Genomic DNA, 16137 nt, shown 5'->3' with positions numbered 1-16137 from the left:
TCTCGTTATCTGGAGGGGTTGAGTTCAGATGGGTTCAGTAATGGTAGCGGGCTGTAAATACGCGCAGGGCCTTGGGCCGGTTGATGCAGCAGGTTGAGCTGGTATTTCTGCGCCCAGCGGACACTGATGTCAGAAGGCGAAGACAGGCTTATCAATGTGCCCACCTTGAGACGTAGAGCTTTCTGTACAAGCTCGAGACTGCAACGGCTGGTCAGGGCCACGAAACCCTCGGCCAGATTGAAACCACTGCGTACGCAGGCTCCCAATAATTTATCCAGTGCGTTATGGCGGCCGATGTCTTCCCGACAAAGCTTTGTGGTGCCGCACGCGTCAACAAACAGCGCTGCGTGCATGGCACCCCGGCGCTTCCTATACTGTTGCGCCTGCTGAAAGCGGCCACGCAGGTCCTGTAGCTGTGATACGGGTGGCAGTGCCGCAGTGTCCTGGCCGGATACGACGGCCAGTGGCGCCAGTGCCTGCTCCAGGGCCTCCATGCCACAAAGCCCACAGCCACTGGTACCCGCAAGGTTCCGCCGTGACTGTTTCAATTCATGCAGGGCGCGTTGATTGAGTGTGATATCAACCAGCATGCTGTCTTCATCACCGGTGGTCACTTCCACGTCCAGAATCTGCGCAGCCCCACTAACAATACCGGCGCTCAGGCTGAAACCAACCGCAAAGTCTTCAAGGTTCTCCGGCGTCGCCATCATTACAGCGTAATTCAGGCCGTTGAAACTCAGCGCGACTGCGCACTCCACAGCAAGCGCCTGTGTATCTTTGCGCACTGCACATTTGCTGGGCGCCGATTCATCTTCATAGTGAAGGAATGGCATTGCGCCCTGGTCAACCGAAATCACAGGATAAACTACTTCCGTTATCGAATTTTCACCGCGGTACCACTGACACTGACCATCATCATGCCGCCCTTCTCACCTACGACTTCGTAATCGAGATCAATACCTACAATGGCGTTTGCACCCATCGCGCGCCTGATGCTCGACCTCTTTGAAGGCAATTTCCCGCGCACGCCCCATTTCCCGCTCATAAGCACCGGACCGGCCGCCGACTATATCGCTAATGGCACCGAAAAGATCCTTGAATATATTCGCACCAAGAATAGCTTCGCCGACAACAATTCCCAGATATTCCTCTATCTGACGCCCTTCAATGGTTGGCGTAGTTGTTTTGATCATTTGAAATTCCCTTTTCAATTATCCATGCCAGATTTACGCGCTATAGAAACATAAAGCCCCGCACAGTGGCGAGGCTTTATCTTGGGGTACGCGTTTAATTGCAGCAGGCAATCAGCCCTTCTGCCGCGCCTTGAACTCACGGCGGCGACGGTGCAGTACCGGCTCTGTGTAGCCATTCGGCTGGGCGCAACCTTCAAACACCAGCTCACAAGCGGCCTGGAACGCGATGCTGTTGTCAAAATCCGGCGCCATATCAGAATAACTGGCATCACCAGCATTCTGGCGATCCACCACTGCTGCCATGCGCCGCATGGTTTCCTCGACCTGGGCTCTGGTGCAAACCCCCTGCTTCAGCCAGTTGGCAATATGCTGCGAGGAAATGCGCAGTGTCGCGCGGTCTTCCATCAAGCCCACATCATTGATATCCGGCACTTTGGAACAGCCCACGCCCTGGTCTACCCAGCGCACCACATAGCCCAGGATGCCCTGCGCGTTGTTGTCGAGCTCCCGCTGGATTTCTTCCGCGCTCCAATTCGGGCTATCCGCTACCGGTACCGTGAGGATGTCATCCAGGCTCGCCGGGGTGCGCTTGGCCAGTTCGGCCTGGATTTCCGCAACATCCACCTTATGGTAATGCAGTGCATGCAGGGTTGCCGCAGTAGGCGACGGAACCCAGGCGGTATTCGCACCCGCCTTGGGATGACCAATTTTGGCTTCCATCATGGCGGCCATCTGGTCGGGAATAGGCCACATGCCCTTACCGATCTGCGCTTTACCCTTGAGACCGGTCGCCAGACCTGTATCCACATTCCAGTCTTCATAGGCTGCAATCCACTTGGACTGTTTCATGTCGCCTTTGCGGATCATTGGTCCTGCCAGCATGGAGGTGTGAATTTCATCGCCGGTGCGATCGAGGAAACCGGTATTGATGAACACCACGCGTTCACGCGCAGCCGCAATACACGCCTTGAGATTGACCGTAGTGCGGCGCTCTTCGTCCATAATCCCCATTTTTACAGTATTGCGCGCCAGCCCCAGCGCATCTTCGATACGGTTGAACAGGGTGTTGGCAAAGGCCACTTCTTCCGGGCCATGCATTTTGGGTTTTACGATATAGACGCTGCCGGAGCGGGAATTTTTTACAGAACTGCTGCCGTTCAGATCGTGCATGGCAATCAGGCTGGTCACCATGCCGTCGAGAATGCCTTCGGGAATTTCATTGCCGTCGCTGTCGATGATCGCATCGTTGGTCATCAGGTGACCGACATTACGGACAAACATCAGGCTGCGCCCGGGCAGGGTTACCTTGCCGCCTTCCACACCGGTGTACTCTCGGTCGGCATTCAGGGTGCGAACAATTTTCTTGCCGCCTTTTTCGATGGTTTCCTGCAGATCCCCCTTCATCAACCCGAGCCAGTTGCGATACACGAGCGCCTTATCTCCGGCGTCTACCGCGGCGACGGAGTCCTCGCAATCCATGATCGTGGTCAATGCCGACTCCACCAGGACATCCTTGACACCGGCAGGGTCGGTTTTACCGATGGGGCTTTCGCGGTCGATCTGAATTTCAAAATGCAGGCCGTGATGGGTCAGTAAGATCGCGTCCGGTGCGTCTACCGCGCCGCGGTATCCGACGAACTGACGGCTGTCATTCAGCGTTGCGACCTTGCCGTTGCGCAGTTCCACTTCCAGCAAGGAACCGTTAACGCGGTAGGCAGACACTTCCGAGTGGCTGACACCGTTCAATGGCGCCGCCTGGTCGAGGAAGTCGCGAGCGTAGGCGATTACCTTCGCGCCGCGCACCGGATTATAGGCGCCGGCTTTCTCGGCACCTTCAGATTCACTGATGACGTCGGTGCCGTACAAGGCATCGTACAGGCTTCCCCAGCGCGCATTGGCGGCATTGAGCGCATAACGGGCATTCATAACAGGAACTACAAGCTGCGGCCCCGCCATGGTGGCAATTTCCGCATCCACATTCTCTGTGCTTGCGCTAAAGTCCGCCGGCTCATCAACGAGGTAGCCGATTTCTGACAGGAATGCCTTGTAGCCGTCCAGGTCGCGGAATCCGTCAGAGTTATCCAGATACCACTGATCCAGCTTTGCCTGAATTTCATCGCGCTTTTGCAGTAAAGCGCGGTTAACCGGGGCCAGGTCATTGACGATCTTTTCCAGCTCAGCCCAGAACACGTCGGCATTCACACCGGTACCGGGGATCACATCCTCGCTGATCAGTTTGTGCAGTTCTTCGGCAATCTGTAAACCGCCAATGCGGACTCGTTCCGTCATGTCTGACCTCTCGGTATTTGTGGTTTTTGCGGCATTCTAATCAAGCAAACCGCCATATCGCTAATTTATAGCCGCTATCTTCACTATTTTTAAACTGAATATTTATCCGTCCGCACAGCCCATAGTTATAGCTGGCGCCCCACATCCAGGATCAATCGACGCATCCAGCGGTGTGGTGCACTCTGCTGCAGCAGTGGGCTCCAGGCCATTTTCAGCTCCAGCGGCGGAATATTAAGCGGCGGGTCACGCAGTACTACCCGGGGGTTGGCATTTGCGAGCTGGGCCATGCGTGCGGGTACCGTCACAATGAGGTCACTTTGCTCCGCGAGCAGCATGGCCACCTGATAGTGGCGGGTGAATACCGAGATATCGCGCTTCTTCCCCAATCGTGCGATCGCCTCATCCACCCAGCCAAGTCTCTGCACGTCCTCCGGGTTAACCCCCACACCCACGCCCATACCGGTTTTGCTCACCCAGATATGCTGCGCCTGCAGGTAGCTGTCGAGATTGTAGTCGTCCAGGATGGGGTTATCGGCGCGCAGAACGCAGGAAAAGGCGTCGCTCCATATCGTTGCCTGATGGAAGCTCTGGGGCATGCTGTCAAAGCGGTTGATCACCATGTCCACCTTGCCCTGCTCCACGTCCACAAAACTCACATCACTGGGCGTCATGATGTCTAAACTGATGCCTGGTGCGGATACGCGTAACTGTTTCAACAGCGGTGGAATCAGTGTGGATTCTGCGTAGTCACTGGCCATGATACGGAAGGTACGGCGCGCTTCGGCCGGCTCGAATTCGCGGTTGGGCTGAATCACCTGATCAATCGCCGCGAGGGCCTCGCGCACCATGGGCTGAAGCTCAATGGCGCGCTCCGTGGGCATCATGCCCTCCCGGGTACGCACCAGTAGCGGGTCTGAAAACAGTTCCCGGAGGCGTTTCAACCCGTTACTCATTGCGGGCTGGGAAAGCCCCAGCTGGTTCGCCGCACGGGTAACGTTGCGTTCCCGCAGCAAGACATCCAGGTATACGAGGAGGTTGAGATCGGCTCTTTCCAAATTCATTGACGGCTCTCACCCTGCTTTCGCGGCAGGTGTTATCTAGGGTTTCCAAGGGCTGACGCCATTTATTCACTATTTGGATAGCGGAAATAATGACAATAAATTAGCCAAATTATGCCAGCACTCCTAGGATACGAACAACCTACTTGCAGTCACCTTTTTGAGGAAAAACGGCTATGTCTACTTACGCACAAGAAATCGAAAAAGCAGCCAAGCTCCGTAACGCCAACGGCTCTTCCTGGGATGCCATCAACCCGGAGTCCGTGGCCCGCATGCGTCTGCAGAACAAGTTCCAGAACGGCCTCGATATCGCGAAATACACCGCTGATATCATGCGTAAAGATATGGAGGCCTACGACGGCGACACCAGCAAGTACACCCAGTCTCTGGGTTGCTGGCACGGCTTTATCGGCCAGCAGAAAATGATTTCCATCAAGAAACATTTCGAAGGCAAGACCGATCGCCGCTACCTGTACCTGTCCGGATGGATGGTTGCCGCACTGCGCAGCGAATTCGGTCCCCTGCCCGACCAGTCCATGCATGAGAAGACCGCGGTTGCCGGCCTGATCGAAGAGCTGTACACCTTCCTGCGCCAGGCCGATGCCCGCGAGCTGGGCGGCCTGTTCCGCGCACTGGACGCGGCACGCGAAGCCGGTGACGAAGCCGCCGCCAAAGCGGTCATCGACCAGATCGACAATCACGTTACCCATGTTGTACCGATCATTGCCGACATCGATGCCGGTTTCGGTAACGCGGAAGCCACTTACCTGCTGGCCAAGAAAATGATTGAAGCCGGCGCCTGCTGTATCCAGATTGAAAACCAGGTTTCCGACGAGAAACAGTGCGGTCACCAGGACGGTAAAGTAACCGTTCCCCACGAAGACTTCCTGGCCAAGATCCGCGCAGTACGTTACGCGTTCCTGGAACTGGGCGTCGACAACGGTGTGATCGTGGCACGTACCGACTCCCTGGGTGCAGGCCTCACCAAGCAGATCGCAGTAACCAATGCACCGGGCGACCTGGGCGACCAGTACAATGCTTTCCTGGATTGCGAAGAAGTGGCTGCGGGCGACCTGGCCAACGGCGACGTGATCATCAACCGCGAAGGCAAACTGCTGCGTCCAAAGCGCCTGGCTTCCAACCTGTTCCAGTTCCGCAAAGGTACCGGTGAAGCACGCTGCGTACTGGACAGCGTAACTTCCCTGCAAAACGGCGCCGACCTGATCTGGATCGAAACCGAGAAGCCTCATATCGGCCAGATCGCCGGCATGATGGACGAGATCCGCAAGCAGGTACCGAACGCCAAGCTGGTGTACAACAACAGCCCGTCCTTCAACTGGACCCTGAACTTCCGTCAGCAAGTGTTCGACGCGTGGAAAGAAGAAGGCAAAGACGTTTCCGCCTACGATCGCGATAACCTGATGAGCGCAGAATACGACAGCACCGAACTGTCTGCGGTGGCTGACGACAAAATCCGTACCTTCCAGGCCGATGCAGCCCGCGAAGCCGGCATCTTCCACCACCTGATCACCCTGCCGACTTACCACACCGCGGCGCTGTCTACCGACAACCTGGCGAAAGAGTACTTCGGTGAAAAAGGCATGCTGGGCTACGTGGAAGGCGTACAGCGTAAGGAAATCCGCCAGGGTATCGCCTGTGTGAAACACCAGAACATGGCCGGCTCTGACATGGGCGATGACCACAAAGAGTACTTCGCCGGTGAAGCCGCGCTGAAAGCTGCTGGTAAAGACAACACCATGAACCAGTTCGGCTAAGCGAACTGCAAAAAAATCCCTGAGTATCGCTTCACTCATTTGACGGGCCGCATTGCGGCCCTTTTTTGTGGCCATTTTTTTCCCCCTGTATTGTCGTAGTTTTAGACTACTCTTATGGCATGCCTGAATCTCAGCCGGCGTGCGATATGCAGAAACCCAGCCATGTCCTGGTACTGAACTGTGGCAGCTCCTCGCTTAAGTTCGCCATTGTCGACCCGCGCGATGGCCGTGCGCTATTGAGTGGTATCGGCGAATCCCTTGGAGAAAGCACCCCGCGTATCAGCTGGAAATGTGAAGGCCGCAAGAACCAGCAACCGCTGGAACAGCGCTCTGGTCACACAGCCGTCATTCACTTTCTGGTCGAGCAGATTCTTAGTCAGCAGCCGGCGCTCAAGACAGACCTGACCGCCATCGGCCACCGGGTAGTACACGGCGGTGAAAAATTTTCCCACTCAGTCCTGATCGACCAGGCCGTTATCAATGCCATCAATGAATGTTCGGCGCTGGCGCCACTGCACAACCCCGCGCACCTGCTGGGGATTGAGGCAGCTGCGAAGGCGTTTCCCGAACTCCCACAGATCGCGGTATTTGATACAGCCTTTCACCAAAGCATGCCCCGGCACGCATATATCTACGCCCTGCCCTACAGCCTGTATCGCGATCACGGGCTCCGACGCTATGGCATGCATGGCACCAGCCACCGCTTTGTCACTGAGCGTGCGGCAGAAATTCTCAACCTGCCACTGAACGAGATCAACCTGATTTCCGCGCACCTGGGCAATGGTGCGTCGATCACCGCGGTAAAGAACGGCCAGAGCGTGGACACCAGTATGGGACTGACACCACTGGAGGGACTGGTCATGGGAACCCGCAGTGGCGATGTTGACCCCGGCTTGCTGATGCACCTGGGCAACCACCTGGCTTTCCCCATTCAGCAGATCAACAGTCTACTCAATAAAGAAAGCGGCCTGCTGGGCATCTCTGAACTGAGTAACGACTGCCGGGAACTGGAAGAAGCCGCTGAAAAAGGGCACACCGGCGCCTTGCTGGCACTGGAAATTTTCTGCTACCGCCTCGCGAAATATATTGCCAGCTATTACGTCCCTCTTGGCGACGTAGATGCCCTCGTATTTACCGGAGGCATTGGTGAAAACTCGAGTGTGATCCGGCAAAAAGTGATCGACTACCTGGGCGGCCTCGGTTATCGCCTGGCCGTGGAAAGAAACCTGCAGGCACGGTTTGGCGAGGAAGGCCCGATCAGTGCCGATCACAGTCCGATGACACTGGTGATCCCCACCAACGAGGAATGGGTTATTGCGCGGGACGCGGCGGCGCTTGTGCCGCCTGACACACCGAACCACGATGCACTCACCCGGGAGTAACAAGAAATGTCGCGGACAATCATGTTGGTCCCTATCAGCGCAGGTGTCGGCATTACCTCTGTCAGCCTGGGTACGCTGCGGGCCCTGGAGCGTAACGGTGTCGGTGTCAGTTTTTTCAAGCCTGTGGCCGAATCGGTAAAGAACGAGAAAACGTTTGACCGCTCCAACGAAATACTACGCAATGCCTCCAACCTGAAGGTGCCCGATTCCTTCCCGATGCATGTGGCCGAGTCGATGATCAGTCGCGGCGATATTTCTGACCTTTTGGAAAATATTCTGGCGCGTTTTCGCGAAGGTGTGAGCGATGCCGATGTCGCTATCGTCGAGGGCTTGGTGCCCAATGCCGAGAACCAGTACGCCACACAACTCAATTACCAGATTGCGAAAACACTGGATGCTGAAATTGTCCTTGTGGTCTGCCCCAACCTGGATTCGACACAGCAATTGAAAGACCGCCTGGAACTGGCCATGGCAGCGTTCGGCGGGGTTGAGTCCGGGCGCGTAGTGGGCTGTATCGTCAACAAGGTGGGTGCACCGTCCCATGTGCCGGACACACCGGGTGCCGATATTACCGGGGTGTTCGAGCAGCCCAAAGCCCGACGTGGAAACCTGGAAATCCTCGCCCTGTTCGGCAAAAGCCCCCTGCCAATTATCGGTTGTATCCCCTGGAACGCAGATCTGGTCGCACCGCGAGCCAAGGACCTGGCGGATCACTTTGGTGCCGAGATCATAAACTACGGTGAGCTCGACACCCGTCGCCTGCACAGCATCACCTTCTGTTCCCGGTCTCTCGGCAACATGATCTACCGTTTCGAACCCGGTGCCATGCTGGTTACTTCCGGGGACCGCCCGGATGTGATTGTTGCGGCCTGTCTGGCGGCCATGAACGGGGTGAAAATCGGTTGCCTGCTGCTCACCGGCGGCTATTACATTGAACCGATGGTGCGCAAGCTGTGTGGTCCGGCGATGGAAACCGGGCTGCCGGTGATACTGATCAACACCAATACCTGGCAAACAGCCCTGCAGCTGCAGGGCTTTAACAGCGAGACCCCCACCGATGACCTGGAGCGTATCGAGCGTGTACAGGATTTCATTGCCGGACACCTCGACAACCACTGGCTGGAGTCTCTGGGGAAGGATTCCAACCGGCCGAAACGCTTGTCGCCACCGGCGTTTCGCTACCATCTGACGGAGCTTGCGCGCAAAGCGAACCGCCGCATCGTACTGCCAGAAGGCGATGAGCCGCGCACAGTAAAGGCCGCGCATATCTGCGCTGAACGTGGCATCGCACGGCCAGTACTCCTGGGTGACCCCAAAGAAATTTACCGGGTGGCTGAGCAACAGGGACTTATCCTGACGGATAAGGTCGAAATCATCGACCCGAAGTCAGCCCGCAACAAGTATGTCGAGCCCATGGTCAAGCTACGGAAAAACAAGGGGCTGACGGAAATCGTGGCGAAGGAGCAGCTCGAAGACAACGTGGTTCTCGGCACCATGATGCTGGCGCAAGGCGAAGTGGATGGCCTGGTCTCCGGCGCGGTTCACACCACAGCGAATACGATTCGCCCTGCCCTGCAGTTGATTAAAACCGCGGAAGGAGCCGCCCTGGTGTCTTCCGTATTCTTTATGCTGTTGCCCGATCAGGTGTTGGTCTACGGCGACTGTGCGATCAACCCCGACCCAAATGCCGAAGAACTCGCGGATATCGCGATTCAATCTGCGGATTCCGCAACGGCGTTCGGCATCGAACCGCGCGTCGCGATGATCAGCTATTCGACAGGTACATCGGGTACCGGCTCAGACGTAGATAAGGTACGGGAAGCCACCAAGCTGGCGAAGGCAAAACGGCCGGATTTGGTGATTGACGGGCCACTTCAATACGATGCGGCAATTATGGAAAACGTTGCCAAGAAGAAGGCACCGGATAGTCCCGTCGCCGGACGCGCGACCGTATTTATTTTTCCAGACCTGAATACCGGGAATACGACCTATAAGGCAGTACAACGCAGTGCAGACCTGATCAGTATCGGGCCCATGCTGCAAGGGATGCGCAAACCGGTCAACGATCTTTCCCGCGGCGCACTGGTAGACGATATCGTGTATACCATCGCGCTCACCGCAATCCAGGCGAGCCAGTAAACACCGGCTGAATTAAACGCTACCGCCCATTCAAATCCGGCCACTTGAGCGGCCGGCGCTCGTCAACGAAACGTACCAGCCCACCGGCCACCAGGTAGGCTTCCAGGCGGTGCTCAAACGTATCGGTAAACTCAAACTCCATCCGCTCCAGACAACGGTGTATGTGGCCGTTCTCCGGGCTGCGATCCTGCCAGGCACGGTAGCCGTCACGCACCACCGGCAATAACTCCCAGATTTTTTTGCCGCGCGCTTTCAGCGCCTTGAGTGCGATCGCTAACCGAGCTTCTTCCTCCGTCAGATCGGTACCGAGGGGAAAGTGCGGCAACAAAGAGAGGCGGTGCCCCTGTTCAAATACCCGGGTCAAACGCTCCGGTGTGTTGTTACGGAATGATTCCGGTATCTGGTACTGGGCTTCAATCTTGCCGGCTTTTTTCGCCTGTTCCAGCAACCGCGCCTGGAAACGGGAGTCTGCGATACACAGTAGTGCGGCAATGACGTCGCGGTCCGTCTTGCCCCGGAGATCGACAGCACCGTATTCCGTAACGACGATATCTCTGAGGTGACGGGGAATGGTGCAGTACGGATATTCCCAGACGAGATTACTGCGGGTTTTCCCCTCGCTGACACGGGTGCTGGGCACAGCAATTATGGAGCGGGCATCCGGCAATTCGTGTGCCTGGGCAACAAAGTTGTACTGCCCTCCGACCCCGCTCACGACCTGGGCATCTGCGATGCCGTCGGAAACCACAGCGCCGGTGAGAGTGACCATCATCGCGGAGTTTACAAACCGGGCATGCTGGCGCTGGGCGACTTTCAGCGTGCGGTCTTTTTGCAACTCATTGATAAAGTCGATCGCCGTCATATTGAGGCCAGCCATTTCTTCGGCGGGCATTTCACGCAATGCCTGGTACATAGCCGTGGATCCCAGATAGAAACCGCCGTGCAACCAGATTGCGCCCGGCAATTTGCGGCCAAGACAGGCGCCGAGCAGCTTTTTACGGCCGACACTGCTATGCAGGTCGCACTCTTCCATCTCCCCATGGCTGTCCAGAAACCTGTGACCACGCCAACTGTAACTGGGATCCACGACACCGAGTTTCTGCAGGTAGTCCGTATCTGTTTTGGTCAGAGGACACTGGATCTGCCCGGTGTCATGCAGCGCAAGGAGCAGCTCTTCATCGACAAGCCCGGTGATCCGGCCTTCATTCATCAGTTGCTGTATCACCGCATCAGAAAATACCGTACGCCGGATCACCCCGGCCTTGCGCAGGTGCAGGAAGCCTTCTGGAACCATTTCACTGGCTCCGTAGAGCCCACGATGAAAGATCTCGAGCTCCGGCGACTGACGCCGCAGCTGATTATCCCGGTCGACATCCAGTGAGCCTAAAATTCCCCGATAGTCCTCATTGTTGCGGTGCCGCAGTATCAGGGCGTGTGTTATGGCATCACTCAGCGCACCGATGCCGATTTGCAGGGTGCCACCATCGCGCACCAGACCGGCAATATGAAATGCCAGCGCATAATCGGTAAAGCGTATCGGTGGGTTCGGCGCGGGAAACAGGGATTGCTGAACACCCTCCCCGCTGATCACGAAATCCAGAATATCGGCATCAATCTCGGCATCGCCCCCGATATACGGCAACTCCGGATTCACCTCGCCGACAAACAAAATCGAACGGTCTTCGCGCTCTCCAGCCAACTCAAGCAGGGGGAGTGTCAGATCAGGATTGCTGCTGAGACTGTAGGTCTCGCTGCCATCTGCCGCCGCGGAAACCATCTGCGCGATAACGTTGACGCCGCGATCCATTAAATCCCGTGGCACGTGGGTGTAATTCGCGCTGACATATTGCTGCTGTGCCGCGGGGTTGTGCAGAAAACTACCCGGCTGCAAATAGAATTCGCATACTTCGACATTGCTGGGCAACAGGTTCTTTCGGCGGGCTCGTGTATACGCAAGCTCCTGGTAGTCTGCGTACAGACGATCCAGCAGCGGCTGCACAAACCGCCGCTGGAGGTCATTTCCCGCTGGCGGCCGCTCAAGGGTGAGCGCGGTAAAAATGGTCAGCGAAATTTCCGGATCCTGCTGTGCGCGGGCAAACATCGCGTTGGCAAAGTGGTTCGCCTTACCCAACGCCAGTGGCAACCCGAGAACAATGCGTTTACCAACCTTCCGCAATACGGCGTCCACGCAGTCTTCCGCGGAACTGAATGCAACGGGCATTCTCTTGAGCTCTGCCATGACGTTCCCTGCTATCCCAGCTTGCCGTGCGACGAGCCCCGGCGCCCCTGGATCATTTCCACACCTTATTACTGGGCTACTTCAGCTTATCGAAGTGATCCACCTGTATCGCCCGATCCACCGCTGCCGCGGTACGCCGGATTTTTTCCGCCTCGTCTTCACTGATCAGATTCTGGGCAAGGGCTGTGGCAATTGTTTCTTCATCCAGGGCGCGCAAGCCGCCTTTTTTCATTTTTGCCCGAATAACAGCCGTGTCTTGGCTGAGTAAAAACGCCTGCTCAACGAGGTCTATCCCGTCACCTTCGTTGCCACTGAAAACACCCGCGGTAAGGCGATCCCGGGTTTTAGAGGGCTCCATGATAAGCTCCGCACAGACCCGCGCCTGACGGTCCGATGCCGTACGGATACTGTGCCCCCACGGCATGGTCAGGAATTGCATGAGCTGGCCTACAAACCGCATGGGGAAGTTGTGGAACACTTCCAGCAGGCTCACTTCGATATTGTGCATACCGGCGCGCATGGCAAATTCCAGCAGTGGCCGGTCGTCGTCAGGACTGCCATCATCGTAATAGCGCTTCAGCATGGCGCTCATAAGATAGAGCTCGCTAAGTACATCCCCCAGGCGCGATGAAATCAATTCCTTGCGTTTGAGTTCTCCCCCCAGCGCCATAAGCGAAATTTCGGTCACCAGGGTGAGAACCGCTGAGTAGCGATTCATTTGTCGATAGTACTTCGCCGCGTTGCCTACGCCTTTCGGACTGCTCGCAAACAGTCCACCAGTCCAGCCGTGGAAGACTGCACGGCAAAAGGTTTTCATTTGAAATAGGATGTGTTTTGGCACCAATGCATCCAGCTGCTGCAAGCCCTCTTCCCGGTCGGGATTGGTCGCCGCCTCCATTTCCTGAAGCAAATAGGGATGGCAGCGGATGGCGCCCTGTCCGAAGATCATCAGACTCCGCGTAAGGATATTGGCACCCTCGACCGTAATCGCGACAGGGACCGCTCGATACACATTACCGAGATAATTCAGGGGACCATCCATGATCGCCTTCCCCGCATGAATATCCATGGCGTCGTTTACTGCCTGACGTAAGCCATTGGTGGCGTGCGCCTTCATAATCGCGGACACCACGGCTGGTTTTCGCCCCTGGTCGAGGGCTCGGGTGGTTGTTTTGTGTGCGGAGTCCAGCACATAGGCAATGGACGCAATTTCAGCCAGGCGGCGCTGAACACCTTCGAACTTACCGATAGGTATCCCGAATTGCTCACGAATCGCAGCGTAGGCGCCTGTGGTCCGCGCCGCCATTTTGGCGCCGCCGGTGGACAGCGACGGCAGGGATATGCCCCGCCCCGCGGCCAGTGCGCTCATCAGCATATGCCAGCCATGACCGATATTCTCTTGCCCGCCAATGATCCACTCCATCGGGATAAAGACATCCTTGCCCCAGTTAGGCCCGTTCTGGAATGCCTGCATCGCCGGCAGGTGACGTTGGCCGATGGTGACCCCTGGCGTATCTGTAGGTACCAGTGCAACCGTAATCCCCAGCTCCTCTTCTTTACCCAGGATATGGTCCGGATCGTAAAGCTTGAACGCGAGTCCGAGAATCGTGGATACCGGCCCCAGGGTGATGTAGCGCTTGTGCCAGTTGACCCGCATGCCCAGTGTGCGCTCGCCGTTGTACTCCTCGTAGCAAACTACGCCCCGGTCCACCATGGATGCAGCATCGGAACCAGCTTCGGGACTTGTCAGACCGAAACAGGGAATTTCCCGGCCATCCGCCAGGCGCGGTAAATAGTAATTTTTCTGCTCTTCTGTGCCGTGGGCCATCAGCAACTCCCCCGGTCCGAGGGAGTTGGGCACCATTACCGTGACACCCACCGTGGTACTACGTGTCGAAATTTTGGTGACGATCTGCGCGTGCGCGGTGGGAGAAAAGCCGAGTCCGCCATAAGCGGTAGGAATGATAATGCCGAAAAAGCGATTCTTTTTGAGGAAGTCCCAGACTTCAGGGGGAATATCGTAATCTTCGTGGGTAATTTTCCAGTCGTCCACCATGCGACAGAGCTCTTCCACTGGCCCATCGATAAATGCCTGCTCTGCTTCGGTAAGTTCAGGCGGCCCCATCTCGAGTAACTGGCGCCAGTCCGGCTTGCCGGAAAGCAACTGGGCGTCCCACCAGACCTCCCCAGCCTCCATGGCCTCGCGTTCGGTATCCGAAATTGGCGGTAATACCTTGTTGATCCAGTTGAGTAGGGGCGCAGTAATCCATTTCTGGCGCAGGTGGCTCATTGCTTATCCTTTGATTTTTACACCGTGAGTGATTCAGCAGTGAATGCCCCCTCCCGAAACATCCGTGCAAGACGAGGCAAAGGCGTTCTATAGCCCATGGTTGCAACTATAGGCAATAACCACCCTAGCAATACCGACTTCCCCGTTTCAACCGGTGCCAACTCAAATCAGACGGTGCAGCGATACGATTACGCCATTGTTATCGGCATATACAAAGTGGCCAGGCTGGAACGTGACACCAGCGAACGTCACGCTAACGTCGCGCTCGCCTATCCCCTTTTTTTCCGTCTTCATGGGGTGACTGCCAAGGGCCTGCACGCCGAGATCCAGTTCGCCGATTTCATCTACGTCACGGATACAGCCATACATCAGGATTCCTTCCCAGCCGTTTTGGCAGGCGGTTTCCGCCAGCATGTCACCCAGGCAGGCGCGGCGCATTGACCCTCCCGCATCCACCACCAGTACTTTCCCGCGGCCATCTTCTGCAACCAGTGTGCGCACCAGCGAATTATCTTCGAAGCACTTTATCGTCACGATTTCCCCGCCAAATCGTTCACGGCCACCGTAATTGACAAACATCGGCTCCACAACGCTGATGCTATCGGCAAATTCATCACACAAATCTGGAGTGGATATGGTCTTATTCATGGGACCCCCTCGCTAATTATCCGTTTGAAGCAAATTTCATGTTCGTCCGGATATTAGCTCTGCAACCACTGGGATTCATCTGGCGGACAAAAATACCGGGTATTACCACGATGGATAATACCCGGCAGACAGGCACGCTAACTAAATCGATCAGAATTGAATTACTCGAAATTGCTGCGGTTCTTGACGCTAGTAGCTAACGGATACCGGCATACCAACGCGAGCGTACTGGAAGAACTTGCGTGCCATATGCGGTGGCATGCGCACGCAACCGTGTGAAGCGGGATAGCGCGGCACATGACCCGACGCATGCAAGCCTACTCCACCGTTAAACCGGATGTAGTAATTCATCTTTGCGCCACGGTAGTAGGTACCCGCGGGGCGACGATGGCGGCGTGTGTCTACATCGGCTTTCACCACTCTGCCAGTACTACGGTCCACATAACTACCATAGATACTTGAACGGTGATTCGGCCGCTTTGCCAACACCCGGAATTTCCCAGGGCTGGTGCTGAACCCTCTCTTCCCGGACGAAATAAAGGAGACACCTACAAGCCGGCTACCCTTGTAAAAGTAGGCCTTCTGCTCTGAAAGGTTGATGCGGATGGAAGGTGAACCTGAAGAGCTGGCCGCTGCCGCATCGTCGAACCAGTTCGCTCCCGAATTGGCAGCCGCGGGCAATGCCAACAGGAGACAGAGCAGCAGCAACAAACCTTTGATACATGACAGCCAGTAAGCTTCCGCCCCGACATCCACACGCTGCCCTGCTCCGCCCCCATAATCCGCGGTCGTTATCGATGGGTTACGGGCCGCCTCACGGCAGCGAAGCTCTACTCTGTTTTGCATGATGGCACCTCAATCAAGACTCCTGACAAACGTCCCCATACAGCTCGCGCGCAACGCTTATGTCTTGTGCCATCCACTGCATCAAGCGGCGGAAAGAAGGCACAGCGCGTGAACCTTTAATGGAGCTATTTCGATTCTATTGAGATGACCGTGCGCTTTTAGATTGAATCTCTATGGCGCGAGCGGATTTTATGGTGATAGGAAATCTACTTAGGCTGGGAGCTGTGTGGCGACAACAACAAAATGGCTTTGCGCAAACAACGCCATGACCTAACTGT

10 protein-coding genes and 1 pseudogene are annotated in these 16137 nt (G+C 56.3%); 3 read left to right on the top strand and 8 right to left on the bottom strand.

What is annotated here, in order from left to right:
• Positions 1 to 5 precede the first annotated feature (5 nt).
• The 4 genes and pseudogenes from fdhD to LC093_RS01620 all read right to left on the bottom strand — a co-directional run bounded on the left by fdhD (position 6) and on the right by LC093_RS01620 (position 4543).
• Complete coding sequence (gene fdhD, locus LC093_RS01635; protein ID WP_226661326.1) at positions 6 to 785, bottom strand: formate dehydrogenase accessory sulfurtransferase FdhD; 780 nt, start codon at positions 783 to 785, stop codon at positions 6 to 8.
• Between the two features lie 89 nt (positions 786 to 874).
• Positions 875 to 1193, bottom strand: a pseudogene (locus LC093_RS01630) (heavy metal-binding domain-containing protein).
• 111 nt (positions 1194 to 1304) lie between these two features.
• Positions 1305 to 3482 (bottom strand): malate synthase G, encoded by a 2178-nt coding sequence (locus tag LC093_RS01625; protein ID WP_226661324.1) that lies wholly within the window; start codon positions 3480 to 3482, stop codon positions 1305 to 1307.
• Between the two features lie 125 nt (positions 3483 to 3607).
• Positions 3608 to 4543, bottom strand: a complete 936-nt coding sequence (locus LC093_RS01620; protein WP_226661322.1) for a LysR family transcriptional regulator — start codon at positions 4541 to 4543, stop codon at positions 3608 to 3610.
• Positions 4544 to 4716: 173 nt separating this feature from the next.
• Between LC093_RS01620 and LC093_RS01615 the strand changes: the two genes are divergently transcribed.
• The 3 genes from LC093_RS01615 to pta all read left to right on the top strand — a co-directional run bounded on the left by LC093_RS01615 (position 4717) and on the right by pta (position 9836).
• Positions 4717 to 6315 (top strand): isocitrate lyase, encoded by a 1599-nt coding sequence (locus LC093_RS01615; protein WP_226661320.1) that lies wholly within the window; start codon positions 4717 to 4719, stop codon positions 6313 to 6315.
• A 146-nt stretch (positions 6316 to 6461) separates the two neighbouring features.
• The gene (locus LC093_RS01610; RefSeq protein WP_226661319.1) at positions 6462 to 7697 is read left to right on the top strand and encodes an acetate kinase; all 1236 of its coding nucleotides are present in this window, start codon (positions 6462 to 6464) and stop codon (positions 7695 to 7697) included.
• Positions 7698 to 7703: 6 nt separating this feature from the next.
• A complete protein-coding gene (pta, locus tag LC093_RS01605) occupies positions 7704 to 9836 on the top strand; it encodes a phosphate acetyltransferase (RefSeq protein WP_226661317.1) in 2133 nt (710 codons plus the stop codon).
• A gap of 19 nt (positions 9837 to 9855) precedes the next feature.
• Here pta and LC093_RS01600 read toward each other — a convergent pair whose 3' ends face one another.
• The 4 genes from LC093_RS01600 to LC093_RS01585 form a co-directional block, all read right to left on the bottom strand.
• On the bottom strand, positions 9856 to 12075 hold the full coding sequence (locus LC093_RS01600) for an acetyl-CoA hydrolase/transferase C-terminal domain-containing protein (protein WP_226661315.1): 2220 nt from the start codon (positions 12073 to 12075) through the stop codon (positions 9856 to 9858).
• Positions 12076 to 12151: 76 nt separating this feature from the next.
• Positions 12152 to 14365, bottom strand: coding sequence for an acyl-CoA dehydrogenase (locus LC093_RS01595; RefSeq protein ID WP_226661313.1), 2214 nt, complete (start codon positions 14363 to 14365; stop codon positions 12152 to 12154).
• Between the two features lie 162 nt (positions 14366 to 14527).
• Positions 14528 to 15013 (bottom strand): ribonuclease E activity regulator RraA, encoded by a 486-nt coding sequence (gene rraA / locus LC093_RS01590; protein WP_226661311.1) that lies wholly within the window; start codon positions 15011 to 15013, stop codon positions 14528 to 14530.
• A gap of 189 nt (positions 15014 to 15202) precedes the next feature.
• Entirely contained in the window at positions 15203 to 15859 is a 657-nt protein-coding gene (locus LC093_RS01585; RefSeq protein ID WP_226661309.1) for a L,D-transpeptidase family protein, read from the bottom strand.
• Positions 15860 to 16137 lie beyond the last annotated feature (278 nt).

The sequence above is a fragment of the Microbulbifer aggregans genome (genome assembly GCF_020524005.1).
Classification (GTDB): Bacteria; Pseudomonadota; Gammaproteobacteria; order Pseudomonadales; family Cellvibrionaceae; genus Microbulbifer; species Microbulbifer aggregans_A.
This window is presented reverse-complemented; position numbering and strand designations above follow the sequence as displayed.

Excerpts from the sequence above, each read along its gene's own strand:
- LC093_RS01610 (WP_226661319.1), top strand. The coding sequence starts at position 6,462 with ATGCAGAAACCCAGCCATGTCCTGGTACTGAACTGTGGCAGCTCCTCG.
- pta (WP_226661317.1), top strand. The coding sequence starts at position 7,704 with ATGTCGCGGACAATCATGTTGGTCCCTATCAGCGCAGGTGTCGGCATT.
- LC093_RS01615 (WP_226661320.1), top strand. The coding sequence starts at position 4,717 with ATGTCTACTTACGCACAAGAAATCGAAAAAGCAGCCAAGCTCCGTAAC.
- LC093_RS01600 (WP_226661315.1), bottom strand. The coding sequence starts at position 12,075 with ATGGCAGAGCTCAAGAGAATGCCCGTTGCATTCAGTTCCGCGGAAGAC.
- LC093_RS01620 (WP_226661322.1), bottom strand. The coding sequence starts at position 4,543 with ATGAATTTGGAAAGAGCCGATCTCAACCTCCTCGTATACCTGGATGTC.
- LC093_RS01625 (WP_226661324.1), bottom strand. The coding sequence starts at position 3,482 with ATGACGGAACGAGTCCGCATTGGCGGTTTACAGATTGCCGAAGAACTG.
- rraA (WP_226661311.1), bottom strand. The coding sequence starts at position 15,013 with ATGAATAAGACCATATCCACTCCAGATTTGTGTGATGAATTTGCCGAT.
- LC093_RS01595 (WP_226661313.1), bottom strand. The coding sequence starts at position 14,365 with ATGAGCCACCTGCGCCAGAAATGGATTACTGCGCCCCTACTCAACTGG.
- LC093_RS01585 (WP_226661309.1), bottom strand. The coding sequence starts at position 15,859 with ATGCAAAACAGAGTAGAGCTTCGCTGCCGTGAGGCGGCCCGTAACCCA.